General features: G+C 54.3%; 24 protein-coding genes. 13 read left to right on the top strand and 11 right to left on the bottom strand.

The genetic code is table 11. The features are described from left to right. Positions 1-48 precede the first annotated feature (48 nt). Positions 49-753 carry a hypothetical protein gene (locus VFT64_07335; GenBank protein HEU5047638.1) on the top strand — a complete coding sequence of 235 codons (705 nt, stop codon included), beginning with the start codon at positions 49-51 and terminating at the stop codon, positions 751-753. A 1-nt stretch (position 754) separates the two neighbouring features. On the opposite strand, the gene hemB is transcribed toward VFT64_07335, so the two are convergent. Continuing rightward, positions 755-1,744 (bottom strand): porphobilinogen synthase, encoded by a 990-nt coding sequence (hemB, locus tag VFT64_07330; GenBank protein HEU5047637.1) that lies wholly within the window; start codon positions 1,742-1,744, stop codon positions 755-757. Next, complete coding sequence (locus tag VFT64_07325; GenBank protein ID HEU5047636.1) at positions 1,741-2,385, bottom strand: alpha/beta fold hydrolase; 645 nt, start codon at positions 2,383-2,385, stop codon at positions 1,741-1,743. The genes hemB and VFT64_07325 overlap by 4 nt, the downstream gene beginning before the upstream one ends. A gap of 69 nt (positions 2,386-2,454) precedes the next feature. Here VFT64_07325 and VFT64_07320 point away from each other — a divergent pair, with 69 nt between their 5' ends. Then, positions 2,455-3,861 carry a deoxyribodipyrimidine photo-lyase gene (locus VFT64_07320; GenBank protein ID HEU5047635.1) on the top strand — a complete coding sequence of 469 codons (1,407 nt, stop codon included), beginning with the start codon at positions 2,455-2,457 and terminating at the stop codon, positions 3,859-3,861. Positions 3,862-4,035: 174 nt separating this feature from the next. Then, positions 4,036-5,139, top strand: coding sequence for an LPS export ABC transporter permease LptG (gene lptG, locus VFT64_07315; GenBank protein HEU5047634.1), 1,104 nt, complete (start codon positions 4,036-4,038; stop codon positions 5,137-5,139). 121 nt (positions 5,140-5,260) lie between these two features. Here lptG and VFT64_07310 read toward each other — a convergent pair whose 3' ends face one another. Both VFT64_07310 and VFT64_07305 read right to left on the bottom strand, forming a co-directional pair. Then, entirely contained in the window at positions 5,261-6,106 is an 846-nt protein-coding gene (locus tag VFT64_07310; protein ID HEU5047633.1) for a type II secretion system protein, read from the bottom strand. Further along, a complete protein-coding gene (locus VFT64_07305) occupies positions 6,099-7,079 on the bottom strand; it encodes a glycoside hydrolase family 5 protein (protein ID HEU5047632.1) in 981 nt (326 codons plus the stop codon). The genes VFT64_07310 and VFT64_07305 overlap by 8 nt, the downstream gene beginning before the upstream one ends. Positions 7,080-7,324: 245 nt before the next feature. Between VFT64_07305 and uvrA the strand changes: the two genes are divergently transcribed. Together uvrA and VFT64_07295 are read left to right on the top strand one after the other, a co-directional pair. Next, a complete protein-coding gene (gene uvrA, locus VFT64_07300) occupies positions 7,325-10,174 on the top strand; it encodes an excinuclease ABC subunit UvrA (GenBank protein ID HEU5047631.1) in 2,850 nt (949 codons plus the stop codon). A 114-nt stretch (positions 10,175-10,288) separates the two neighbouring features. Further along, positions 10,289-11,056: a CDP-diacylglycerol diphosphatase gene (locus VFT64_07295; GenBank protein HEU5047630.1), complete on the top strand. Its 768-nt coding sequence runs from the start codon at positions 10,289-10,291 to the stop codon at positions 11,054-11,056. 15 nt (positions 11,057-11,071) lie between these two features. Here the strand turns inward: VFT64_07295 and VFT64_07290 are convergent, their stop codons facing one another. Both VFT64_07290 and VFT64_07285 read right to left on the bottom strand, forming a co-directional pair. Continuing rightward, positions 11,072-12,277: a hypothetical protein gene (locus VFT64_07290; protein HEU5047629.1), complete on the bottom strand. Its 1,206-nt coding sequence runs from the start codon at positions 12,275-12,277 to the stop codon at positions 11,072-11,074. Between the two features lie 72 nt (positions 12,278-12,349). Next, positions 12,350-12,766: a hypothetical protein gene (locus VFT64_07285; protein HEU5047628.1), complete on the bottom strand. Its 417-nt coding sequence runs from the start codon at positions 12,764-12,766 to the stop codon at positions 12,350-12,352. Positions 12,767-13,221: 455 nt separating this feature from the next. On the opposite strand from VFT64_07285, the gene VFT64_07280 reads away from it, so the two are divergent. Further along, complete coding sequence (locus VFT64_07280; GenBank protein ID HEU5047627.1) at positions 13,222-13,497, top strand: hypothetical protein; 276 nt, start codon at positions 13,222-13,224, stop codon at positions 13,495-13,497. Positions 13,498-13,997: 500 nt separating this feature from the next. Here the strand turns inward: VFT64_07280 and ffh are convergent, their stop codons facing one another. Both ffh and VFT64_07270 read right to left on the bottom strand, forming a co-directional pair. Continuing rightward, positions 13,998-15,350 (bottom strand): signal recognition particle protein, encoded by a 1,353-nt coding sequence (gene ffh, locus VFT64_07275; protein HEU5047626.1) that lies wholly within the window; start codon positions 15,348-15,350, stop codon positions 13,998-14,000. Positions 15,351-15,465: 115 nt separating this feature from the next. After that, on the bottom strand, positions 15,466-16,029 hold the full coding sequence (locus tag VFT64_07270; GenBank protein ID HEU5047625.1) for a hypothetical protein: 564 nt from the start codon (positions 16,027-16,029) through the stop codon (positions 15,466-15,468). A 375-nt stretch (positions 16,030-16,404) separates the two neighbouring features. Between VFT64_07270 and VFT64_07265 the strand changes: the two genes are divergently transcribed. From VFT64_07265 to VFT64_07250, 4 genes are all read left to right on the top strand, one after another. Beyond that, a complete protein-coding gene (locus VFT64_07265; protein HEU5047624.1) occupies positions 16,405-16,869 on the top strand; it encodes a hypothetical protein in 465 nt (154 codons plus the stop codon). Between the two features lie 5 nt (positions 16,870-16,874). After that, complete coding sequence (gene aroQ / locus VFT64_07260; protein HEU5047623.1) at positions 16,875-17,303, top strand: type II 3-dehydroquinate dehydratase; 429 nt, start codon at positions 16,875-16,877, stop codon at positions 17,301-17,303. Next, positions 17,296-17,889, top strand: coding sequence for a hypothetical protein (locus tag VFT64_07255; protein HEU5047622.1), 594 nt, complete (start codon positions 17,296-17,298; stop codon positions 17,887-17,889). Before aroQ ends, VFT64_07255 begins: the two co-directional genes overlap by 8 nt. Before the next feature lie 101 nt (positions 17,890-17,990). Next, positions 17,991-18,428 carry a periplasmic heavy metal sensor gene (locus VFT64_07250; GenBank protein HEU5047621.1) on the top strand — a complete coding sequence of 146 codons (438 nt, stop codon included), beginning with the start codon at positions 17,991-17,993 and terminating at the stop codon, positions 18,426-18,428. 35 nt (positions 18,429-18,463) lie between these two features. Here VFT64_07250 and VFT64_07245 read toward each other — a convergent pair whose 3' ends face one another. After that, complete coding sequence (locus VFT64_07245; protein ID HEU5047620.1) at positions 18,464-19,468, bottom strand: adenosine kinase; 1,005 nt, start codon at positions 19,466-19,468, stop codon at positions 18,464-18,466. Between the two features lie 40 nt (positions 19,469-19,508). On the opposite strand from VFT64_07245, the gene VFT64_07240 reads away from it, so the two are divergent. From VFT64_07240 to VFT64_07230, 3 genes are all read left to right on the top strand, one after another. Further along, on the top strand, positions 19,509-20,153 hold the full coding sequence (locus tag VFT64_07240) for a hypothetical protein (GenBank protein HEU5047619.1): 645 nt from the start codon (positions 19,509-19,511) through the stop codon (positions 20,151-20,153). Between the two features lie 100 nt (positions 20,154-20,253). Beyond that, a complete protein-coding gene (locus VFT64_07235; GenBank protein ID HEU5047618.1) occupies positions 20,254-21,540 on the top strand; it encodes a hypothetical protein in 1,287 nt (428 codons plus the stop codon). Positions 21,541-21,670: 130 nt separating this feature from the next. Further along, positions 21,671-21,829: a hypothetical protein gene (locus tag VFT64_07230; GenBank protein HEU5047617.1), complete on the top strand. Its 159-nt coding sequence runs from the start codon at positions 21,671-21,673 to the stop codon at positions 21,827-21,829. 43 nt (positions 21,830-21,872) lie between these two features. On the opposite strand, the gene dnaJ is transcribed toward VFT64_07230, so the two are convergent. After that, positions 21,873-23,030, bottom strand: coding sequence for a molecular chaperone DnaJ (dnaJ, locus tag VFT64_07225; protein HEU5047616.1), 1,158 nt, complete (start codon positions 23,028-23,030; stop codon positions 21,873-21,875). Between the two features lie 80 nt (positions 23,031-23,110). Next, positions 23,111-25,048, bottom strand: coding sequence for a molecular chaperone DnaK (gene dnaK, locus VFT64_07220; GenBank protein HEU5047615.1), 1,938 nt, complete (start codon positions 25,046-25,048; stop codon positions 23,111-23,113). Positions 25,049-25,303 lie beyond the last annotated feature (255 nt).

Raw genomic sequence — 25,303 nt, 5'->3', positions numbered from 1 at the left:
GCCTTCTGGCCTTCGCAATGAGCCTAACGCCTTCGGCGACTGAAGGGTATGGTCTTCCTGACCACGCAAGCAATCAAGAGAGATTCGGAATTGATGCTGGAAAAGATTTACGAGCAATATGCGCTTTGCGTTTCAGATTTTGACGGGGTGCAGGGGTTTACCGAGGGGCTTCAGATGGAAGCCTATCTCACTATCATTAAGAAGCATGCTGGCGTGGAGGTTGCGATTGCGGATATTGCCCCGCGACTGATCGGCAATACGGCGGTGCATAACCTGACAGTGCTGCGCGAAGAATATAAGCTTACGCCGCCCGTCACAGAACTGGTGCAGGAGCGCGAAACCATTTTTCTGGAGTCGGTGTTTTCGACGGGACTCAAACCCAATGCAGTGGTCCACGGTATCTGCCGGGAGTTTGCGGAGCGGGGGAAGATGAAGCCCGTCATCGTTTCCAACAATATGCAGCCGGTGATAGAAGCGATTCTTGCCTTCTGGGGAACGCGTGATTTATTCAGCGCACTTCATACCAGCGATAATTTCCCCAATCAGAGCCTGCCGATAGCGGAGCGCAAGCTTGATTTCCTGCTCAATCACCTTCCAGCCATGTATGGCGCGAAGCCGGAACAGATTCTTGTGCTGGAAGATAGTGTGAATACCTGCCGCAAAGCGGAAGAAGCCTGTATGGCTGTTGGGTTCGTAAAGCATGGGCTGAATATGCCGTTCACGCCGAAGACGGGAATTGTCATAGAAGGCTAAATTATAACTGCTCGGCGATTTCCAGTGCAGAGTAAGTGAGAATCGCATTCGCGCCGGCACGTTTGCAGGCGAGCAGGCTTTCGGTCATCACGGCGTTGAAATCCAGCACTCCGGCTTCGCCCGCCAGTTTCAGCATCGCATATTCGCCGCTCACCTGATAGGCGGTGATGGGCACGGGGAAAGCGTCTTTCACTTCGCGGATAATATCCAGATAGGCCAGAGCGGGTTTGACCATGACGATGTCCGTGCCTTCGCTGATATCGAGCGCCACTTCGCGCAAAGCTTCGGTGCGGTTGGCCGGGTCCATCTGGTAGGTGCGCTTGCCGGATTTGCCGAGATTGACTGCTGAGCCTACCGCGTCACGGAAGGGGCCGTAGAAAGCGGAGGCGTATTTGGCGGCATAGGCCATGATGGCGACATGATCGAACCCTTCCGCATCGAGCGCGGCGCGGATCTGGCCCACGCGCCCGTCCATCATATCCGACGGCGCAATAATATCGCAGCCTGACCTGGCCTGCACGACGGCCTGTTTGCACAGCACCGCAATGGTTTCATCATTGGCGACATCGCCATTTCGGACGACGCCGTCATGGCCGTGCGAGGTAAACGGATCGAGCGCCACATCGCAGATAATGCCGATATCCGGCACGGCATCCTTCACGGCCTTTACGGCGCGACAGACGAGGTTATCCCGATTGAAAGCTTCTTCGGCTTCCGGGGTTTTGCGGTCCTGCGGCGTGACCGGGAAAATGGCGATGGCGGGAATGCCCAGTGATTGCGCGTGTCTTGCTTGCGCGACGAGCAGATCGATCGACAGGCGGAAGACGCCAGGCATTTTGGCAATCGGCGCGCGCTCGTTGCTGCCTTCCTGCACGAAGACAGGCCAGATAAAATCCTGCGGGGCGAGGCGCGTTTCAGCCAGCATCTCGCGCAGCCAGGGATATTTACGGTTGCGGCGCAGGCGCGTGGAGGGGTAAGAGGCGTGGCTCATTTCAGGTTCGCTTTCAGGAATTTGACGGCGATGTCCAGCCCCTCCGGATCGATTCCGTGACCGAGGCTGGGGCGTTTATGGGTTTCCACCGATATACCGTCATGCTTGAGCACGGCTTCGGCCAGCGCCATCGCGCCAAACGGGACAACATTGTCCATATCGCCATGGATGAGGCAGACAGGCGGTTTGCTTACCATACCTTCCTCGCCGATCAGCGAGCCGGAAAAACCCACGATGCCCGCGCAGGGTGTGGGACGGCGTAGCGCCGTGTAAAGCGCCATCATCGTGCCTTGCGAGAAGCCGATCAGGGCGAGTTTGTCGTCCGTCAGGCTGAAACGCTGGAGCTGCTGGCTGATGAACATATTGAGCGCCGGGGCTGCTTCCTGTGCGCCGCGCAGCATCGATTTGGGTGACCAGTCCCGCAGTGAAAACCACTGGCGGCCATACGGCGCCATCTCGCAGGGGAAGGGCGCATTGGGGGAAATGAAATGCGTATCCGGCAGGCTTTGAGCCAGCATGGGGGCAAGGCCGATCAGGTCGTTACCATCCGCACCGTAGCCGTGCAGGAGAATGACCAGATGTTTGGGAGGCTGGCCGGAAGCAGGTTTTTGTTCCGGGCCGGAGAGATTGACGGTTTCCATAGTTGATTGCGTTCAGGCTGTTAAATATGCTACATGATTATTTCATTTCCAATGATTTGACAAGTTCTTATGCCGGATTCTCCCGCCTGTAACCTCGTCTGGCTGAGGCGCGACCTGCGTCTTAGCGACCATACCGCACTGGCCCACGCGCTTGCGGCGGAGGGTAAAGTGCAGCCTGTGTTCATCTTCGATACCGATATATTGGCCGCATTTCCAGGCCCTTATGACCGGCGCGTGGGATTTATAGCAGAAACCCTGTGCCTTTTGGATCGTAAGCTGCGCATGACGGGCGGGCAGCTACTCGTGCTCCATGGCAGCGCGAAGGAGTTGATTCCGAGGCTGGCTGAAGCGCTTCAGGTGACAGGGGTCTATGCGGCGGAGGATTATGAGCCGCAAACCATGATACGCGATAAGGAAGTGGCGGCAGCGCTGGAGGGAAAGGCGCGGGTGCGGTTCGTCAAGGATCAGGTGATTTTCAACCCGCGCGAAATTTTGCGGGAGGGCGGGGAGGCTTATAAGGTTTATACACCTTACGCAAATGCATGGCGCAAACGGTTTACTCCGGATTGCTGTCACCCGCATACTTATGTTTATACTGAGCGCTGGATGAGCAAGCCGGTACTGCCCGCGGATATGAAACAGGTTAACCTTTCCGGCGGTGCACAGGCCGTGTTGGAGCAGATAGGCTATGTCTATAAGCCCGATCCGTTGTGGCAGCCGCGGGATGTCAGCGGCTGGCTCACCGGCTTTGCGGCGAAGAAGGCGACAGGTTACGCGGATACGCGTGATTTCCCGGCGCAGGATAGCACCAGCCGTCTTTCACCTTATTTGCGTTTCGGGCTGGTTTCCATCCGCGAATGCGTGCAGATGGCATTGGAAATAAGAGCGGAGACATGGCTGAATGAGCTTATCTGGCGCGAATTCTATGCAATGATCCTGTACCATTTCCCGGAATCGGTGACGGAAAACTGGAATCCGAAATACCGGGGCAAGCTGGACTGGGTACGTAATGCGGACTGGCTTGCGAAATGGAAAGAAGGCAAGACCGGTTATCCGTTCGTGGATGCCGGAATGCGGCAACTTCTTGAGGAAGGCTGGATGCATAACCGCCTGCGCATGGTGACGGCGAGTTTCCTGACCAAGCATTTGCGTACAGACTGGCGTGAGGGCGAGCAGCATTTTGCGCAGTATCTCATGGATTATGACATGGCTTCCAATGTCGGCGGCTGGCAATGGGCGGCTTCGACGGGCACGGACGCACAGCCTTATTTCCGCGTGTTCAACCCCGTCATGCAAGGTGAGAAGTTCGACGCGGAAGGAACTTATATCCGCCGCTACGTGCCGGAGCTGAAGGATGCAGACAAACGCTATATCCATGCGCCGTGGAAAGCCGGGCTGCTATGCTCCTATTACCCGCCGATGGTCGAGCATGGGCAGGCAAGGGAAGCGGCGATTGCGATGTTTAAGGGAGACTAACCTATCAGGGGAACAAGAAGCGCGGTCAGCAGGCCGCACCCCTTCAGTCGCCGAAGGCGTCAGGCTCATTGCAAAAGCCAGCAGGCTTTTGCAGGGGCAAAACAAGAAGAAATAACTGGCGGTTTTGCGCCGCTGTTATTATATGGAAGTGTTGTTAACCTTTCAGGAAGAAGCATGCGGCTTCCGTTTACATTATCGTTTTACATCGGCAGACAGTTCCTGGCCTCCATTGCGATGGTGCTGGGCATCATGCTTGTGATCGTGGCGCTGGGCGATCTGGTGGAACTGATCCGCCGTACGTCGGATGTGAAAGTCGGCTTTCCCATCGTGCTGGAGATGCTGCTGCTGAAAGTGCCGGATACCGGCTCGCGCATTCTGCCGTTTGCGGTGCTGATCGGCGGCATGGTGGCGCTGACAAGGCTCACGCGCAGCAACGAGCTTGTGGTCGTGCGCGCGGCCGGTGTTTCGGTCTGGCAGTTCCTGATGCCCGCGCTGGTGCTCGTGCTGGCGCTCGGCGGGATTTTTGTGACGATCTTCAACCCGATCTCGGCAGCGATGCTCTCGCGCTTCGAACAGCTGGAGGCAAAGTACGTGACGGGACAGACCAGCATGCTTGCGGTTTCTTCCACGGGCTTATGGATCCGTCAGGTGGAGCATGGCGGCGGGGAAATCAAAGAGAATATTTTCCATGCGATGAAAGTGGAGCAGGAAGGCATTCAGCTGTCGGATGTGATCGTGTTCGGATTCGGCGCGAACAGCAAATTTATCAGCCGAACCGATGCGGCGTATGCGAGCCTGGAAGACGGCAAGTGGCACCTGCACGATGTAACGATCAACCGGCCCGGCCAGTTCCCCGAACATAAGGACGATCTGCTGCTGGATACGGACCTCACGCCCGGGCAGATTCAGGATAGTTTCGCTCTGCCTTACACGCTCTCTTTCTGGCAGCTGCCTTCGTTCATCCATACGCTGGAGCGTGCCGGGTTTTCCGCCATGCGTCACCGCATGTACTGGCATTCGCTGCTGGCAAGCCCGATGCTGCTATGTGCGATGATCCTGATTGCCGCGGTGTTTTCGCTCCGCCTGCCGCGCCGCGGTGGCATCATGCTGCTGGTGGTGGCGGGGATCGTCACCGGGTTCCTCGTGCATCTGCTGACGCAGCTTGTGTTTGCTTTCGGGCAATCCGGCGAGATACCGGTCACGCTTGCGGCCTGGGCTCCAGCCATGATCGCGATGATGTTTGGCGGCGGGCTGCTCCTCCATCTCGAAGACGGCTAGAGTTTTTGCTTTGCGTTCAGGCGCTTTCGCGCCTTGGCGCCACGCGGGCTGCGCCGCTCAGTGCGGCTAGTCGTCGCTTTGCTCCTCCAGTCCATACTGATAGTCATAAAGATTAGCGAGCCTACTGCAGCCTGAACGATATGGCGCAATTTACGCCGTTGCCCCCGTTGATTCCCACCGAATAAGTGCCTGATGTCGTATTATAACAGGAAGTGGCGCTGTCGCTGGCTTGAGCATTGGGCTGGTTGATCCAGTAACTTGTAATGAATAGCGCCTGCACGCTGCCGGTGACCGGCTTGCCGTCATCCATTTTCTGGTCGAGCCGGTAAGCAGTCAGCACCGAGAGAGCGGGAGTAGAGACCATGCTTCCATCCGTATGCACGGAGTTTACAGCGGAAAGCCCATACCAGTTATTGCTGTCGATGCCGCCTTCATACGTGTCGCTGTCATAGACATAAATGAAGTTGCCGTTGCCGATCTTCGCTGCAGGAAGGTAATTGCCGATATAAGTAGCGCCCGATGTCAATGTCCAGTTGGAGGCAGTGATGCCGCAGCCGGATGAGTAGCTGTTTCCGGTGGGGAATGCACCTTCTATCAGCCCTGCCTGGCTCAGATCCGACCAGAAAAGTGTTGCTTCTCCGTATTCAAGAATGCGTACGCCGCCAAAATACCCTTCAATAACGCCGCTGCCGTCCCGGCTGCCTTCCCCGCCCGTGCAGCCTGTCGTGGTGAAGCCAAAATTGCTGGCATTGGTCAGGCCCATATCGCCGGGGATGGCGCCGTATTTATTGTCGAAGGCATTGACTGCGACATTGAATTTCTCGATCTGGGCGATCTGGGCGCGGATGGCGGCGGACTGGATTAAATTCTGCCCTGTCAGTACGCCACCGACAATCAGGCCGATGATCACCAGCACGATACTGAGCTCGATCAGTGTGAAACCGGATGTTCCTGTGTGCTTAGCCATGGGGCAGGAACCGTTTTAGGGTTTGCATCTGCACGGCTTCCTGCGCAGGCGTTTTATTAAAATGCGGCTCTATCGAGAACATATAGTTACCCCAGGCGGGACCTGCCGCCCAGTAAGCCCAGCCATCTATCACATCCCCATTGTCCTGCAAGTATTGCAACACTGTCGCCAGTGTCTGCGTGCAGCCTGGATCTGCCGTCAGGCCGAATTCCCCGAGAAACCCATGCGCTTTATTCTGCCGCAGCCAGGTCACGAAAGGCTGAATTTTGGCGATGGCAGCAGCGCCGTTTGTGCAGTCCGTATGGGTTCCCGACCCGTCGGAGTCGAAATACTGGTGCGCTTCAAAGATATAATTATTGTCATTTATGCCTGTGAAATAAGGACCGGTGCGCTCCGGCCAGAGGGCGGCATTCGCCCACCAGACTCCCTCAACGAAAATAGTGTTGGTAGCCCCGGTCGCGCGGATGGCGGGGATGACCACGTCCAGCACGGCTCGCCATTGCTGCCCGTTCTGGTGGTAGGGCTCGTTCATGATGTCGAAGGAAACATTCATGTCTTTGGTGGCGGTGGCGAGTTTCTGCCACATATCGGCCAGTGCTTTTGCGGGAAGGCGTGGCGAGCCAAGCTGCCAGCCATTATACATGGCGTAATTATGGCAGTCGATCAGCACATTTACCCCGGCAGCATTTGCGGCTTTTACAAAGGAAAGGATATGGCCGAGATAGGTTTTATCCAGCGGACCGTATAAAGTGGGTTGCAGGCGTTCCCACATGAAGGGCAGGCGTAGGATATTCATGCCGGCGGCGGCATAATAATCTGCTTCCTGTGCGGTTGGGGGGAATGTCCCCTGGGGCATTTCCAATCCCGCAAGGCTGACACCTTCCAGTCGATTATGGGTTGCGGCCCGGACGGACGGAGGAATCAGCACGCAGATTGTAACTCCCAGTAGCAGAAGGGAATAAAGGCAGCGCATAGGGGGTAACTTCCGGTAATTACTGCTGTAATCATTTTAAGGCAGGCAATATCGTTATGCTATAAGAAATATATTAATTTTTTATTAAATGCCGCGTAGAAGTTGTAATATTCGTGCGCTAACTTCCTTGAGAAGTGCCCTGCCCCAGGACCCTAGCCGCGAGAAACCCCATAATTCCATGTAAAATATAGTTACATGTTCCTTAATAATCCGCTATAGTTTCGGGTCTAAAAAACGGAGAAATGATGAATACGGATGATTTTATCCGCGTACGCGGGGCGAAAGAGCATAATTTAAAATCCGTCGATGTGGACATCCCACGCAATCAGCTTGTTGTTATTACCGGCCTTTCCGGTTCGGGTAAATCCTCGCTCGCGTTCGACACGATTTACGCGGAAGGACAGCGGCGTTATGTGGAAAGTCTCTCCTCCTATGCCCGTCAGTTTCTGAATATCCAGGACAAGCCGGATGTCGAATCCATCACCGGGCTTTCTCCGGCGATTGCGATCGACCAGAAAACCACTTCGCGCAATCCGCGCTCGACCGTCGGCACTGTTACCGAGATTTACGATTATATGCGTCTGCTTTATGCGCGTATCGGCATTCCGTATTCGCCTGCCACAGGCCTGCCCATTGAAAGCCAGAGCGTCTCGCAGATGGCGGATCGTATTCTGGAACTTCCCAAGGGAACGAAGATCTACCTGCTTGCGCCGATCGTGCGCGGGCATAAGGGCGAACATCGCAAAGAACTGCAAAGCTTGCAGAAAGAAGGGTTCCAGCGCATTAAGATCGACGGCGAGATCTACGAGCTGTCCGAACTGCCCGAGATCGACAAAAACAAGAAGCATAATATTGAAGTGGTGGTGGATCGCCTTGTTGTGTCCGACGATCTGGGTAACCGCCTGCCTGACAGTATTGAAACCGCGCTTCGCCTGAGCGACGGGCTGCTGCTCGTGGAAGTGCTGGGCAAGGGCGAAGAGCACGAAATTATTACGCTGTCCTCCAAATTCGCCTGTCCGGTTTCCGGCTTTACGCTCGGTGAGATCGAGCCGCGTCTGTTCTCGTTCAACAGTCCGTTCGGCGCATGTAAAGTGTGCGATGGGCTGGGTACGGAAATGGTGTTCGACGAAGAACTGGTCGTCCCTGACCCGACATTGTCGCTGTATGAAAAAGCCGTGGCGCCGTGGGCGGGCACGACATCCAAATATTTCATGCAGACGTTCGATGGGCTTGCGAAGCATTATAAGTTCAGCATTAACACCTCGTTTAAGGATCTGCCGGAGCGAATCCGCCAGATTATCCTGCACGGTTCCGGCGATGAGAATGTGAAGATTCCCTATCATGACGGCACGCGTTCGTTCGTTTCGACCAAGCCGTTCGAGGGTGTGATCCCGAATTTGCAGCGTCGCCTGCGCGAGACGGAAAGCGAATATATCCGTGAAGAACTGGCGAAATACCAGAATATCACGCATTGCAGCGCCTGTAACGGCCATCGCCTGAATGAAGAGGCGCTGTGCGTGAAGGTAGGCGGGCTGCATATCGGCGAAGTCTGCAGCTATACGATCGAACAGGCATCGCACTGGTTCGCGGGAATTGAAAAGAAACTCAGCAAGAAGCATCAGCAGATCGCCGAGAAGATATTCAAGGAAATCTGCGACAGGCTAGGCTTCCTCATCAATGTGGGATTGGATTACCTGACGCTTGCGCGCGAATCCGGCACGCTTTCGGGCGGCGAATCGCAGCGTATCCGCCTTGCCTCTCAGATCGGCTCGGGCCTTTCCGGCGTATTATATGTACTGGACGAACCCTCCATCGGATTGCATCAGTGCGACAATGAGCGCCTGCTCGGCACGCTCCAGCACCTGAAGGAGCTGGGCAATACGGTAATTGTCGTCGAACATGATGAAGACACGATGCGCCATTCCGATTACCTGATCGATATGGGGCCGGGCGCGGGCGTGCATGGCGGCAGAATCATCGCGCAAGGAACAGCCAAGGAAGTGATGAAGAACAAGGACAGCATCACCGGGCAATATCTCAGCGGCGCAAAGCAGATTGCCGTTCCGGCCAAGCGGCGGCCTGTATCGAAAAACAAAAAAATTGCGATTACCGGTGCGCGTGCCAATAACCTCAAGAATGTGAATGTGGATATTCCGCTGGGTGTGCTGTGCTGCGTAACGGGGGTTTCCGGCGGCGGCAAGTCGAGCCTCGTAATCGAAACGCTTTATAAGGCCGTTATGCGCACCCTGCATGGCAGCAAGGAGCAGGCCGGGCCACATGATCGCATCACGGGCATGGAATATATCGATAAGATCATCGAGATCGACCAGTCTCCCATCGGCCGCACGCCGCGTTCGAATCCGGCGACTTACACGGGCGCATTCTCACCGATCCGCGACTGGTTCACGGCGTTGCCGGAATCGGCTGCGCGCGGGTATAAATCCGGTCGCTTCTCATTCAACGTCAAGGGCGGGCGCTGTGAAACCTGCCAGGGTGACGGCATGATCAAAATCGAAATGCATTTCCTGCCGGACGTGTATGTGAAGTGCGACGAATGCCATGGCAACCGCTATAACCGTGAAACGCTGGAAATTAAGTATCGCGGCAAGTCCATTGCGGATGTGCTCAATATGACGGTGGATGAAGCCGTCCCGTTCTTCGCATCCAATCCTTCCGTGCTTGAAAAATGCGTGGCGCTGCAGGAAGTGGGGCTTGGCTATATTACGCTCGGCCAGTCCGCGACCACGCTTTCGGGCGGTGAAGCGCAGCGCATCAAGCTTGCCAAGGAGCTTTCCAAACGCTCCACGGGCCGCACGCTTTACATTCTTGACGAACCGACGACCGGCCTGCACAGCGAAGATATCCGCAAGCTGCTGGTGGTGATTCACAAGCTCGTGGATGCGGGTAATACAATCGTTGTCATTGAGCATAATCTTGACGTGATCAAAACCGCGGACTGGATTATCGATATCGGTCCGGCAGGCGGCCATAAAGGCGGGCAGGTGGTTGCCACCGGCACGCCGGAGCAGGTTGCCGCGAGCAAAAGCAGCGTGACAGGCAAGTATCTGAAACCGTTATTGCAGACGGCAGCCTGAGGTTCTGAAGAATTCCGGGAGCTTTTCCGCATTCATTGCGAAAAAGCGATGTGGATGGTGAATTCGTAAAGATTCAGTTGTAAAATACGGTGCGGCAGCTTAAAAATGATGTCCATGCCAGCAACTGATCGTTCCCTGTTTTCTGTTGCCTACCTGGTTGTAGCCGCTTGCGCGCTGCTGCTTTCCTGCGCGGGTCAGAAAGAGGCGGGCGACCGCCAGATTCTGTGGCGTATCGTGCATGACCGGTGTGTAGCCGGGCAAGAGCAACATGACAATCCCCACCCCTGCACGTATGTCGATCTTCAGGATGGCTATGCGCTGTTTAAGGACCGTGTCGGTCCAGCGCAGTATCTGCTGATGCCGACCGAACGCGTATCCGGTATTGAAGACCCGGCGATTCTCGGCGATCATGCGCCGAATTACTGGCAGGCGGCATGGGATGCGCGCAAATATGTATTTCGCAAACTCGGCCATCCGCTCCCGCGCGATGGAGTGGGGATGGCGGTTAATTCCTCACTGGGTCGCACGCAGGACCAGCTGCATATTCATATCGATTGCATGAAACCGGAAGTAACCGGGCTGCTTGCTGCGGTGAAAGACGAAATCGGCACGGCATGGACAAGGCTGCCCGTCCGGCTGCAAGGGCATGAATATGAGGCGATGCTGCTTAAGTCCGGCAGCCTGAAAGGAACCAATCTGTTTGCCTTGCTTGCAGCAGAGCACCCCGATATGGGGCGTGAAACGCTGGTAGTAACGGGCATTACCCTGACGGATGGAACTTCCGGATTCGTGCTGCTTTCCCATCATATCTCCCCGCTGCATGCGGATTTTGCCAATGGCGAGGAACTGCTGGATCACAGCTGCGGTCTTCCTAAAAAGTAATTTTGCCTGCCAGACTCAGGCGTAACACATCTTGGCTTCCAGATCGGTGTGTGAGTCTACCTGCAGAGCGGCCTGTTGTTCAGCGGGCACGGCGAGGAATTCAAACTCATTATTCCACAAAATGCCTTCCTGATTACGTTTCTGCAGGATGCGCAGGTAGAAGGTGATTTCTTTCTCTAAATGCTCTGAGCGGCCAAAATTATCCCGGTATTCATGGTAAGATTCTTTGGCGTAGGCTTTGGCCTTCAGCGCTTCTATAATCTGAGATGCTTTTACCGGTGCAAGCTCATCCAGTACAACGGTGGGCACAGGAGTGGCTTCATCTGCAAAGAGCAGGGTTTCTTTGATTTGCTGTGGCAAGGGAGTCTTTGCCTCCTGGCATTTCAGCAATGCATGCAGCATGCCGAGCACGAATAGCGTGTGGTATTTTTTATCCAGCAGTTCTTCCATGGTTTCCTCGCCTTGTGGCATCAGGTTCAGGAAATCTGTTTCGCGCAGGAGTGCGTCTGCCAACAGGCAGCTATCGACCAGCAGGTTTTCTGCCAATGCGCGGTCCTGCATGAAGGGATAGAGCGCGAGGAAGCTGATGATGAGTTCGAGGGCGACATCCACATCCTGCACTGCGCGAAATCTTGCGACGAGGCAGGCGATGCGAAAGGCGGTTCCGTCGATGTCGATCCGGGCCGGGGCTTTTTGGCGGAAGCCGAAATCGGTGAGGTAAAAGACCGCATGTGTGAGGGCGTAGACGAGGTCGCGGTCCACGAATGGTAAATAATGGTTACGCAGCAGGATGGAGCTTTTTTCTGCCTGGAGGGTTTTCTTTCGCCCAAGCTTATAGAGCATCAGATTCCACTCCATCTGGCGGTGCGGTGGAATTTCGGAGGAATAAAACTCACCGTCACACACGATTGCCAGTGTCTTCTCGAGCGTGTCTATGCGGTGGTGCGGGCGGATGAATACATACGGCATGATGATGTGGTAGGACGTATAGAAATTTTTGAATACATCGTCCGGGGTAATGCATTTCATCTTTGCGGCAAGATGCTCAACTGTCTCTGCGTATCCCTCATAGGAGCGGCAGTCTTTGTCCATCGACGCGTAATGCATGAAAATAGCCAGCTCAGAAAAGCGCTTGTAGAGATTCTGACTGAATTCCTCTTCAAAGGAAAAGAAGGACAGGTTTTCGGAGATGGTCTTAAAGATCGATTGCAATACGTTCATGTCAATTCCGGGGTATGAATAAGGAAATGGCGCTCTCCCTCAACGGCGGAAGAGCGCCACCAGGTTAACTAACTACCTGCCTGCGATATGCGTGGCAATGTCACCAGCGGCAACGTTGCTGCCTTTGTAGACGTAGTTATGCGAGATGAAGGTCCAGTCGCCCTTCGCCGCTGCGACGCCCAGAGCTGAAACGCGCTGGCTTGCATCAACGATCTGTTCCAGCGTGATGGCTTTGTTGATGATGCCGTTTGCAGTCAGCGATTTGAACACGTTTGCCTGTGCTTCCTGGCTTACTACAACGCCGGCGATATCGCTGCCTTTATAGACATAGTTCGGAGAGACGAAGGTCCAGTCGGCTACTTTGTCGCCGATAAAGCTGGCGATCTGCTGGCTTGCAGCAGTTAATTGATCAACTGTGATCCCTTTGTTGATGATACCGCTGGTAGTCAGTGCTTGAAGAACCTGACCGTGGTTGACGACGTTAGCCATAGTTTCGCTCCTAGATTGTTGTTGAAAAAGTAGCGCGCCACTATGTTGAATATGATGTCCTCTTGTCAACTACTAGTTGAGGTAAATTTTATAATAGATTTATTTTAAGTATATTCTTATAAATAATAGATGCTTATGTTGGTTGTGCTATATCGGGACTGAGGTTTTCAGTCCACCGGAGCACAGAAAATCTTTTTGCCCAGTTTACGCATCTGCTTCATCATGCCTTCCCATCTGCTGCCAGGTCTTGAACAGCTTATTGACGTTCTGTCCGGTTGTCGTGCCGGAGCCCCTTGCCATGCAGAGCTTCCGCGACCCGTTCAGGAGTCTTGTATTCTTGCGTTAGTCGGTGAATGTGGAATGTTATGAGAGACGCGCCGGTCCCCCCTGCTGACCCACGAGGGGAGCAAAGGGGACCGGCAGGCTACTACCTCCGCCCTCGCCTGCGTCTGCGAGTGCGGCGCCTGGGCTGGGTGCGCCGTGCCGCAGGCTCACCCGTTGCTGGTACCGCCGTGGCGTCGGCCTCTTCGGCCTCCTCCTCCGGCGGTGCGAGGATGCTGGGATCGACTCCCAATATCCCGCAGAGTTCTTCCAGCAGTTCCATGCGGGCGTGCCACAGTCTGGTATCGCCCGCCTTGGTTTCCTCGTCGGCAGCGCTGCCCAGCGCGGCCTCCAAGGCTTCCGTGATCACAGCGAGCTTCGCATGTGCTGCGCTGAGACGTTGGGTGTAGTCCGTCGCCTGGTCGCCCGCACGTGCGAGGTCGAAGGCGTGGCCATTGACAGCGTGGCGCACGCTGCCCAGGGCCTTTCCAGACTCTTGGGCGAAGCGGTTGAATGCTTCTGTTACCGCTTCGCGCGTCCCATCGTACCTTGCGACTGCTGCCAGTGCATGTTTTCGCACTTCTCGGGACACTCTGTCACCTCCCGGTGCATCAAAGCCTTGAGCGGCTGCTCGTGGCTTGGATATGTGGCGCGTCGTGCTTGCATTACGTCGTGCCGCAATTGGCGGAACGCATAAGCAATAGTGGAACATCTTTGTCCCCGCGCGCGCCAATGGATAAGCAAAAAGGGTAGCACGGCGCGGGTATGCGGGCGTAGTGAATTTTTTGTGACGGCCGGAATCTGGTATGCAAAAATATATTATTGATTGTCTTATTATATAGAATATTCAATCAATATAATTGTTTTTGTTAAGATAACCTAATATTTCTGCCAATCCTGCGGCAGGATTTTACATTGGGAGGAAGTTTTTCAGTCCCCCGGAGCGCAGGAAACCTTTCTTGCCCAGTTTACGCATTTGCTTCATCATGCCTTCCATCTGCTGCCAGGCCTTGAACAGCTTATTGACGTCCTGCACGGTCGTGCCGGAGCCTTTCGCGATGCGCAGCTTGCGTGAGCCGTTCAGGAGTTTCGGGTTCTTGCGCTCTTTTTTCGTCATGGACATGATGATGGCTTCCTGCTTCGCAAGAATGTTCTCGTCAATATTTGCCTCGCCCATTTTATCTTTGATCTTGCCGATACCGGGGAGCATGCCCATCAGGCTGCCCAGTCCGCCCATCTTTTTCATGTTACGCAGCTGAGAGAGCAGATCGTCGAAGTCGAAAGAACCTTCCTGGAATTTGGCGGCCATCTTCTCCGCTTCTTCCTTGTCGATATTTTCGACCGCGCGTTCTACGAGCGAAACGACGTCGCCCATGTCCAGAATACGGCTGGCGATACGCGCCGGGTGGAATTCCTCGAAATCGGTGAGCTTTTCGCCGACGCCTGCGAATTTGATAGGCTGGCCTGTGATCGAACGCATACTGAGCGCCGCGCCGCCGCGCCCGTCACCGTCCAGACGCGTCAGAATAATGCCTGTCACGCCGATTTTCTCATGGAACTGGCGTGCGATATTGACTGCGTCCTGACCTGTGAGCGCATCCGCCACCAGCAAGGTTTCCAGAGGATTGGCGATCTGTTTCACGTTCTTCAGCTCGTCCATCAACTCGTCGTCGATATGCAGGCGGCCTGCACTGTCGAGCATGATGATGTCATAGCCTTCCTGCTTACCCGTGGTGAGTGCGCGGCGCGCAATGGCTTCCGGTTTCTCGCCTTCCACGATGGGAAGAGACCCGACACCTGCCTGCTGAGCGAGGACTTCAAGCTGCTTCTGCGCTGCCGGACGGTACACGTCCAGCGAGGCCAGAAGGATTTTCTTGCCCATGCGGTTTTTCAGGCGCAGGGCGAGCTTGCCGGTGCTGGTGGTCTTACCGGAACCCTGCAAACCTGCCATAAGGATGACGACCGGGGGAGTGGCAGCCAGATTCAGTTCGGCGGATTCGCTGCCCAGCAACTCGGTCAGGTGGTCCTGCACGAGTTTGATAACCATCTGGCCCGGCGAAATGCTCTTTACCACTTCCGCGCCGACGGCTTTTTCCTTGAGCGATTGCGTGAACTGTTTCACGACGGGCAGGGCGACATCGGCCTCCAACAGCGCGATGCGGACTTCTCTCAGTGCTTCGTCGATATCGGCTTCGGTCAATGCACCGCGACCGCGTAATTTATTTAATACACCGTTTATTTTGGTGGAAAGGGAATTAAACATATGAGTTTTGTAAAATAAATGCAGGTTTTACGGTAAGTTTACCGCTTTTCTACACGAAAGCGGCGCTTTCCGTAAGCCCTTGTTTTGGAAATATGCATTTAAAGGGGATTACGGCCTAGTCGAACCACTGGTGGAATTCATCGGCCATAGTGTCAAACAATATGGAGAACCCATTGCAAATCATGACGATAATGTTCTTCAGCCAGTCGGGAAGATAGCTGGCAAGGTGGTATTTTTCATAATCCAGCTGGTTCATGATGTTCTGCATGGTGCTTTGCGAGGCCTGGGTGATCCGGTTCAGCGGCACGGTCATCGCTCCGCCGGTGAGGCGCGATGCATTATTCAGGGAGGAAAACACCAGTGCAGGGATGTTGTTGCCGGCGTAGCCTAAAGTCTGGGCGTGCTGGGTATAGGCGTTATAAAGGTTTTGGACGGTTCCGGCATCTGCATTCCAGACAAAGCCATTGGGAAAACGGATGTTGAACTGATTATATCCCGGATTTCCAGCCATCAGCGCCTGTAACTGGTTCCAGCTGATGCTGTTTTGCGGCCAGTTGACCGGCAGTGCAGGCTGCATGGCCTGTATCGCCGGGGCCAACGCGAGCATGAGTGTCAGCACGGCGCCGAAAATAGCGTGGCGCAAGCTGAATAATGACCTGATATAAGTCTTGCACATCATACATATAGCCTAACACAGATTGGCGCATAGAGGTACAGAAGTTTTCGTGACGATTTGAACGCGTGGTGTTTTGAAACAAATTCTTCATATAAGCATTCTGTAATGGCCTCTTTTGGTTGTGTTGATGCCGGATGTAGTCTCTTAACAGGAGGCATGATGCAAGATTGCGACAGTGCACATCAAATTGCGTAATGCCCGGAATATCCAATTTCTTAACCAAAAACAAACCTCCACTTAATATTAAATTAATAAATAACCCCTATAATTTACCTTTAATTCTATGGTATTTAGCTAGAAGGGTGACCTGTTTTTATCATGCTGCGTGTACTGCCATATATCGTGGCTGTCCTTATGGTTTACATAGGGCTCAGCTACATGCAGGAGTACCAACCGGAGGAACTGAACGACCTCATCGTGAAGGTCGACGTCTTCGGAATCACTGGCTTATCCAAATACGAGCATTACCGCCAGGACCGTATCAAGCGGCTTACGGGCATTGGCGTGACGGAAAAAGAAATCCTTCTCAAGCATATGGTTTTCATCGGCGCGACGGCGGAAATGGTGGAATATGCGCTGGGAATGCCGAAGCTCGTGTTCAAGGATAGCGTCAGTAACCCCGCCCACCGATTGTACTATGTGTATTTCCTCGTCGGTGACAAGCGCCCCACCGTTTTTGAATTTTCCTGTATTGCTAAAAACACGCAGGCATGCGAATTAACGGATAACAAAACCATTTTTGCTTTGAGCAGGGCGTATAAAAAATCTACAATCGATTTCAATACCGATGGTTCGGATAACCAGATGCCTCAAACAGCCCCGGCTGCGGCACAAACCAGATAAAGCGTATGAAACAGATTTTCATCATCAACGGTCCTAACCTGAATATGCTGGGGACGCGAGAGCCCACGGTTTACGGAAAGCAGACGCTGGACGACATCCGCAAGCTGTGCGAGGACAAGGCGCGCACGCTTTCCGTCACGGTCGATTTCCGTCAGAGCAATCATGAGGGGGAACTGATCACCTGGGTTCAGGAAGCGGGCAAAGCAGGGGCGGGCATCATCATCAACCCGGCCGGGTTCGGTCACACTTCAGTGGCGCTGATGGATGCGCTGCTGTCTGTGGATGTTCCGGCGATTGAGGTGCATCTTTCCAATATCTGCCGCCGCGAGCAATTCCGCCATCATACCTACACTTCACGCGCTGTGCGCGGAGTCGTTTCGGGCTTTGGCGCGTTCGGTTATATCATGGCGATCGAGGCGATGGTAAATGGCTAGCTTCATGCGGTGCTTTGCAAGCCTTCTGCTGCTTCCGCTGCTGCTGGCTGCATGTTCCGACGATGAGCCGCACAAGCATGTTATCAAGGTGCTTTACAGTCCGAACGGTGAACCGCTGAATGGCGGAAGCCTTGGCAATCCTCCTTGCGAACAGGCATTTTCCAACTGGCTTGCGCAGGCCGACACAAATCATGACGGCGTGCTTGACCGGGAAGAATTCTTGGCGGATGCGAAGGCCCAGTTCAAGCGCATGGATATCGATCATAACGGTTACCTTGTATCGGAAGAACTGGACCGTTACCGCGCGCCGTACTGGCGCAGTCTTCAGCTTGCGGAACAACGCGCCGAACGGCGCGAAAGCAAGCGGAGCCGTAAGCCCTCTATACGGCATGACAGCGAAAGCGGCTCGGAATCCATGCTGCTGATAGATCCGGTTATGTCTGCGGATACTAACCTTGATTTCAAGGTGACGCAGGATGAATTCCTGACCCAGGTGCAGAAGAATTTCGACGAACTCGACCGTGACCATAACGGCAGGCTGGACAAGCAGGAAGTCACAGCGGTTTGCCACGCTGCCGACAAATAACAGCGATTATTTTTTCCAGCGCAGCGAGTAGTTTCCTTTATTCACCCGTATCACGTTCATCCGGGCGATTTCAGGGCGCGGTCTTTCAAAAAGGAGAATGTATGAAAAGCACGATGCTGGCTTTAGGAACGGCTTTATGGCTTATCACGGGCGCCGTCAGCGCGTATGCGCATGAGGATGTTGATTGGGACAAAGCATTGCCTGATAACAAACGCGAATTGCTGCACAAGACCATGGAGCAGGTGCGCAAGCAGAACGAGCCGCTTATATTGAAGGAAAAGGATGTCTACCAGCAGATGCGCGCCGTGCTGACTGCACCGAAGTTCGATAAAGAGAAATTCCTCTCACGCCATAAAGAGCTCGTGCGGCTGAAGATGGCGATCCATGACAATATGTGCGCAGGCTTTGCGGAAGTTGCACCACAGCTTTCGCCGGATGAACGCGAGATCGTCGCCCAGCATATGGATGCGCACTGGAAACATCTTGCCGAAAAGGCGCCGGAAGGCAAACGGCAGGAATCCGAAGGTAAGCAGAAGTAAAGGTTTGCAGCCCAGACTTGAAGGTGAAGGCGTTATTATGCCTTCACCTTATTTTTATGCTGAATCAATTGATTTAAGGGACGTTGAGGGCGGGCGCCGATCTGCTGGATAATTTCGGATGCGCACAGCGTGGCAATTTCTCCGCAGGCTTTCAGATCCATGCCCTGTGCAAAGCCGTGCAGGAAGCCGCTTGCATAGAGATCCCCCGCGCCGGTGCTGTCCACCACATCCAGATCTTTTCCGGCTTCGATATGGATTGTATTGTCCTTCGTTACGATGAGAGAGCCTTTTTCGCTGCGGGTTAACACTGCGATGTCGCATTTGCCGCGCACCATTTCTGCTGCACGGTCGAAATTGTCGGTCTGGTAAAGGGATTTCAGCTCGTTTTCGTTGGCGAACAGGATGTTGATATGCGAGCCGATCAATTCGATGAAATCCTGACGGTGGCGGTCGACGCAGAATATATCCGACAGGGTGAAGGCGACCGTGCGATCGTAATCATGTGCTACTTTCAACGCCTTGCGGATCGCGGCCTTGGCGTTGGGCGTATCCCAGAGATAGCCTTCGATATAGGTGATCTTGGAATGCGCGACAAGCGCGTCGTTAATGTCGTCCTCGGTCAGTTCCGCGCAGGCACCGATATAGGTGTTCATGGTGCGCTGGGCATCCGGCGTGACGAAGATATAGCAGCGCGCGGTTGCCTTACCGTCCGCCTGGGCGGGCGTGTCGAAATGCACGCCGATGGTGCGCATATCGTAGCGGAAGGATTCGCCGGGACCATCCTGCTTGACCTTGCCGATGAAGGCCGGCATGCCACCGAGCGAGGCAATGCCCGCCATCGTATTGGCAGCGGAACCGCCGGAACATTCCTTGGCGGTGCCTTCCATCAGGCCGTAAAGCTCTTCGGCGCGTTCTTCGTCGATCATGGTCATGGCGCCCTTGAGCAGGTTCTGCTCGCGGATGAACTCTTCATCCGCATGAGCAAGAATGTCCACAATAGCATTGCCGATGCCGCAAATATCGTAAATAGTATGGGTCATGGAAATATAACCTTTGGGTTGTTTAGTTGTTAGTAGCACGATGAGCACGAATAACAAGTCATTAAGCGCCCCCATTCCTGACTACTGGGATGAAGCGAAGGCATTCCTTGCCAAGAAAGACAAGGTGCTGGCGGGAATCATGGCGCAATATGAAGGGGAGGCGCTTGCCAGCCGCGGCAGCGCGTTCTTCTCGCTGGCGCGGGCGATTGTCGGCCAGCAGATTTCCGTCAAGGCGGCGGAAAGCGTGTGGAAGAAGCTCGAAACAGGGCTTGGGGGCGCGGTGACGCCGGAGCTTGTGCTCAAGCGGGATGATGAAACGTTGCGTTCGTTCGGGCTTTCACGCTCGAAGGTGCTTTACCTGAAAGAGCTTTCGCAATTTTTCCTGAATAACCCCGGCAATGACTGGCACGCGAAGAACGATGAAGAGGTAATAGAGACACTGGTTTCGATCAAGGGGATCGGCAAATGGTCGGCGGAGATGTTCCTGATTTTCCACCTCATGCGGCCGGATGTGTTTCCGCTGGCGGATATCGGGCTGCAAAAAGCGGTCGAGCTGCATTACGGCAAGGGCAAGAAACTGACGCTGGCGGATATACGCAAGCGATCGGAGAAATGGCGGCCTTATCGCACCGTGGCGACATGGTATCTGTGGCGGAGTCTTGATCCTGTTGCGGTGGAGTATTAATAGCTCTTCCTATCTCCTGACGCGTTAACCCATTGTTAAGTATTAGAGGATAAAGTGTGCATCCTCATTGCTTCCTCGTCTTATCAGGGTATGTTTCCTTATGCACAAATCTGCACGGTATCGCGAAATACAACGTCAGGTCGATGCGTTTACAGAACAATATGGCCATCCACCGCGTGTAATGCTGTTTGTTGAAACAGAGAGAACATTTGGGCATGCAAGAATTGCCAGCACTCTTGCAAAACGTATCCGGGAGATGGGAGGAGAGGTTATAGTCGTCTCTGGTGATATTGATGAACAGATATTTGATTTCGAAGGAACATTGAGGAAATTGCCAAGGATCGATCGTGCCACGGAAGGCAATTATACCCCTGATGGAAGTCTTTATGAAGACCGGCCTGATTATCAGAAACTGCGTACTGACAAGGTGATGGAAATCGCGCGTGATTTCAAACCGGATATCGCCGTATTTGAATTTCATCCTCTCTCTTATAACGCGTCTCGCGTCCCTGATGTGGATGCAGTCGCGCAATACCGCCGGGAGTCAGGCGCACCGCTTCCCATTGTAACGATTGCGCGGGACGATTGTGCTACTCTTGAATTTACAGAACAGAGGCGGGAGCGGCTTAAACCTTTCGATCATCTTTTGGTGGAGGGTTATAAAGAAAATACGCCCACACCAGGTATAGTTCCGGAACCGGAGCAGCTGGGGCATATTCTTGCAGACCGACCACCGAATGATCATCCGTTGCCTTCTGAGAAACAGCCAGTCATGGTGTTTTCCAGCGGCGGCTATAAGCCCAGCGATCAATTATTCTTTGATAAGGCTATAGAAGCGAGTAAGCAGAGCCTCTTTGCGGATCAGCCGTGGAAGATCGTACTTTCCAATGATTGTCCGGATGAGGTGTTCAGAGCGTTTGAGGAAAAAGCACGGATAGAAGGCAGTGGAAAAATAACGGTTATGCGTAGTTATAATAATGAAGACTTCTCCTATGATATAGCCAATTGCAAAGCCGCTATTGTAAGGGGAAGTTATAACGCCACGCTGGAACTTGCCTCGCAGCATAAGCCTTTTGTTGTTATTCCACGCACACTCCGGGGATGGTCTTATGAGAATGAAAATCGTGCCCGGTTTTTCTCGGAGCATGGTATTGCTGCTATGATAACCGAAGCGGAACTGGAAGGTTCAGACGGTGCAGGAAAATTAGCCGGAAAGCTGCTTGAAGCAACGCAAGTAAAACCTACGCATGAAATTGACTATGAAGACGGCAGCCAGTTTGCTGCCCGGTTTTTGCAATTAGCCATGCAGCACAAGCAGGCAGCACAGGTAGAGCAATCTTCTTGGGAAGCGAGAGGACAAAGGCGTCCGGGAACTATGAGGCGTTAGGCGAAGTATTCTCACCAGTTTCAGATGATGTTCCGCGTCATCGGGTTCCGGGAAGTGCCCGCGGTTCCTGTGAGTGGCAGATGGTGTATTTCGTGCCGTAGGTGCAGCCCGCTACAGGGCAATCAGGTGAGTGGGCTTTTTCCTTGTCTTGCTGGATGACCTGCTGCAGGGCTTCGGCATCTTTTACGCAAGTCTCGGGCATTGGACTCCGGTCGAGCAGGCAGCACCCGCAGCCACAGGCGATATAAGAGTCAGCAGTAGTGTCAGGAGCGGCAGCAAAGGCCGCTAATGGAAGAAACAGGGATATGATAACCGCGTAAAGCGCTTTCATATTACTCCATGGAGCTCCAGAATTCCTTTGCCTTGCTGAAGAACCCTTCCGAAGCCGGATTGGTATGGCCGCCGGTTTTCTCGAATTCCTTCAGCAAGTCTTTCTGCTTTTTATTGAGATTGACCGGGGTTTCCACGCTGACTTCGATATACATATCGCCGCGCGGGCCGCGCATGGACGACATGCCCTTGCCTTTGAGGCGGAACTGGTGGCCGCTTTGCGTGCCTTCGGGAATGGTTACCTTGACTTTGCCGCCGTCAATCGTCGGGGCTTCAATGCTGCCGCCGAGCGCTGCCGTTGTGACGGGAATGGGGATCTTGCACAGCAGGTTGCTGCCATCGCGCACGAAGAACGGATGCTGGCGGATAGACAGGAAGATATAGAGGTCGCCTGCTTCGCCGCTGCGGAATCCTGCCTCGCCTTCACCGGCCAGGCGAATGCGCGTGCCTTCCTCGACACCGGCGGGGATATTGACCAGCAGCGTTTTTTCTTTACGCATACGACCTGAGCCTGCGCATTTGCGGCACGGGTCCTTGATGATCTTGCCTGCTCCCTGGCAAGATGCGCAGGAACGTTCGATCGTGAAGAAGCCCTGGCTTGCGCGCACGCGGCCCGCACCGTTACAGGTGGGGCAGGTGATGGGCTTGCTGCCTGCTTCCGCGCCGCTGCCCTGGCAGGCGTCGCAACCGACAGAGGTCGTGATTTTGATATTTTCCTGCTTACCTTTGAAGGCGTCTTCCAGCGAGATGGTCAGGTTATAGCGCAGGTCGGAACCGCGTGCCTGACTGCCTGCGCCGCTGCGTGCGCCACCGCCCATACCGCTACCGCCGCCGAAGAAATCCTCAAAGATATCGGCGAAGCTGGAAGAGAAATCGAATCCGGCTGCGCCAGCGCCCGGATGACCGCCGCCGCGTCCGCCGCCCATGCCGTTTTCAAAAGCCTGATGACCGAAGCGATCGTAAGCCGCGCGTTTCTGATCGTCACGCAGGACGTCATAAGCTTCGTTAAGTTCCTTGAATTTCTGCTCCGCCTGCTTGTCGCCGGGATTCTTATCCGGGTGAAACTGCATGGCAAGCTTGCGGTATGCTTTTTTCAGGGCATCCGCATCCGCGTTGCGAGAAACACCTAATACTTCGTAATAGTCGCGCTTTTGTGACATAAACCGTAGAGAGTCCTTAATATGGCAAATGGCAGGTTCAAAGCGACACTTGTCACTTATCCCCTGCCACTTGTCACGTCTTATTTTTTCTTGTTCTCGTCGATTTCTTCGAACTCAGCATCGACAACCCCTTCGTTGCTGCCGCCGGTCGCGGTCGCATCTTCGGTGCCAGCCTGTCCGCCCGGAGCTGCTGCCCCTTCAGCCTGCTGCGCTTTGTAGAGCGCTTCGCCGAGCTTCATGGAAGATTCCGTGAGCGTCTGGAGCTTCGTGTTGATCTCGTCCGTGTCTTCGCTTTCGAGGGCTTTCTTCAGCGCTTCTACATCACGTTCGATCTGCTCCTTGTCGGAAGACGGGATTTTGTCGCCATGTTCCTTAAGGTTCTTCTCCACCGAGTGCACCATGCTTTCAGCGTGGTTCTTGGCTTCGATATTGGCGCGGCGCTTCTTATCTTCTTCAGCATTCGCCTCAGCGTCTTTCACCATTTTCTGGATGTCTGCTTCGGACAGACCGCCGGAAGCCTGGATACGGATCTGCTGTTCCTTACCGGTTGCCTTATCCTTCGCGGATACGTTGACGATGCCGTTCGCATCGATATCGAAGGTCACTTCGATCTGCGGCATGCCGCGCGGAGCGGGCGGAATGCCTACGAGGTCGAACTGGCCGAGCATTTTATTGTCGGCAGCCAGCTCGCGCTCACCCTGCGAAACGCGGATGGTAACGGCGGTCTGGTTGTCGTCCGCGGTCGAGAAGACCTGGCTCTTTTTGGTCGGGATGGTGGTGTTGCGGTCGATGATGCGCGTGAAGATACCGCCCATCGTTTCGATGCCGAGCGACAGCGGGGTCACGTCGAGCAGCAGCACGTCTTTCACTTCGCCTTTAAGTACGCCAGCCTGGATCGCAGCGCCCATGGCCACAACTTCGTCCGGGTTCACACCTTTATGCGGATCGCGGCCGAAGAGCGACTTCACGACTTCCGTGATCTTGGGCATACGGGTCATACCGCCTACCAGGATCACTTCGTCGATTTCCGAAGTGGAAAGGCCGGCATCTTTCAGTGCGGCTTTGCAGGGACCGACGGTCTTCTGGACCAGATCGTCTACGAGGGCTTCCAGCTTCGCGCGGTTCAGCTTCACGTTCAAGTGCTTCGGACCGCTTGCATCCGCCGTGATGAAGGGCAGGTTCACTTCAGTCTGTGTGGTGGCGGAGAGTTCGATCTTCGCTTTTTCCGCAGCTTCTTTCAGGCGCTGCAGTGCGAGCTTGTCCTTGCGCAGGTCGATGCCGGATTCCTTTTTGAATTCGTCAGCGAGGAAATCCAGGATGCGCATGTCGAAGTCTTCACCGCCCAGGAATGTGTCACCGTTGGTGGCTTTCACTTCGAATACGCCGTCGCCGATTTCAAGGATGGATACGTCGAACGTACCGCCGCCCAAGTCATATACGGCGATGTTCTTGGCTTTACCGTCTACCTTGTCGAGACCGTAAGCAAGCGCGGCAGCGGTCGGCTCGTTGATGATACGCAGCACGTCAAGCCCTGCGATCTTGCCTGCGTCCTTGGTGGCCTGACGCTGGGCGTCGTTGAAGTAAGCGGGAACCGTGATGACGGCCTGCGTCACTTTTTCGCCGAGGTAGCTTTCAGCGGTTTCCTTCATCTTGGTGAGGATGAAGGCGCTGATCTGGCTGGGGCTGTATTTCTTGCCTTTAGCTTCCACCCAGGCGTCGCCATTGTCGGCTTTGGTAATCTTATAAGGAACGAGTTTGATGTCTTTCTGCGTGGTCGGATCGTCGAACGTGCGGCCGATCAGGCGCTTTACCGCGAAAATCGTATCGCCGGAATTGGTCACGGCCTGGCGTTTTGCCGTGTTGCCGACCAGCATTTCGCCGCCTTCGGTAAAGGCAACGATGGACGGGGTGGTGCGCAGCCCGTCATCCGAATTTTCGATCACGCGCACGTTCTTGCCTTCCATGATGGCGACGCACGAGTTCGTGGTTCCAAGATCTATCCCTATGACTTTGCTCATATTTTTTCTCCGTTGGACAAAATGTTTCTATGCCGAATCGCTCAGCTTGAGTAGGAATATAGGTAGCAAATATCGTTTTACAAGGGGGCGAATCAATTAATGACCGCGATTGTGCGTGAAAGGAGAGAAAAAAGTCGAAAAAGCCGCCAATGGTTAAGGGAAGTTTAACCTTTTTGCCCTATTCTAGTTGCAGGGTTACTACACAAAAGGGTGTTGACAGAAAAATCTTCGCCCGCCAACGATTTGCGTGATAGT

The sequence above is a fragment of the Rickettsiales bacterium genome (genome assembly GCA_035765535.1).
GTDB lineage: Bacteria > Pseudomonadota > Alphaproteobacteria > Rickettsiales > JABCZZ01 > JABCZZ01.
This window is presented reverse-complemented; position numbering and strand designations above follow the sequence as displayed.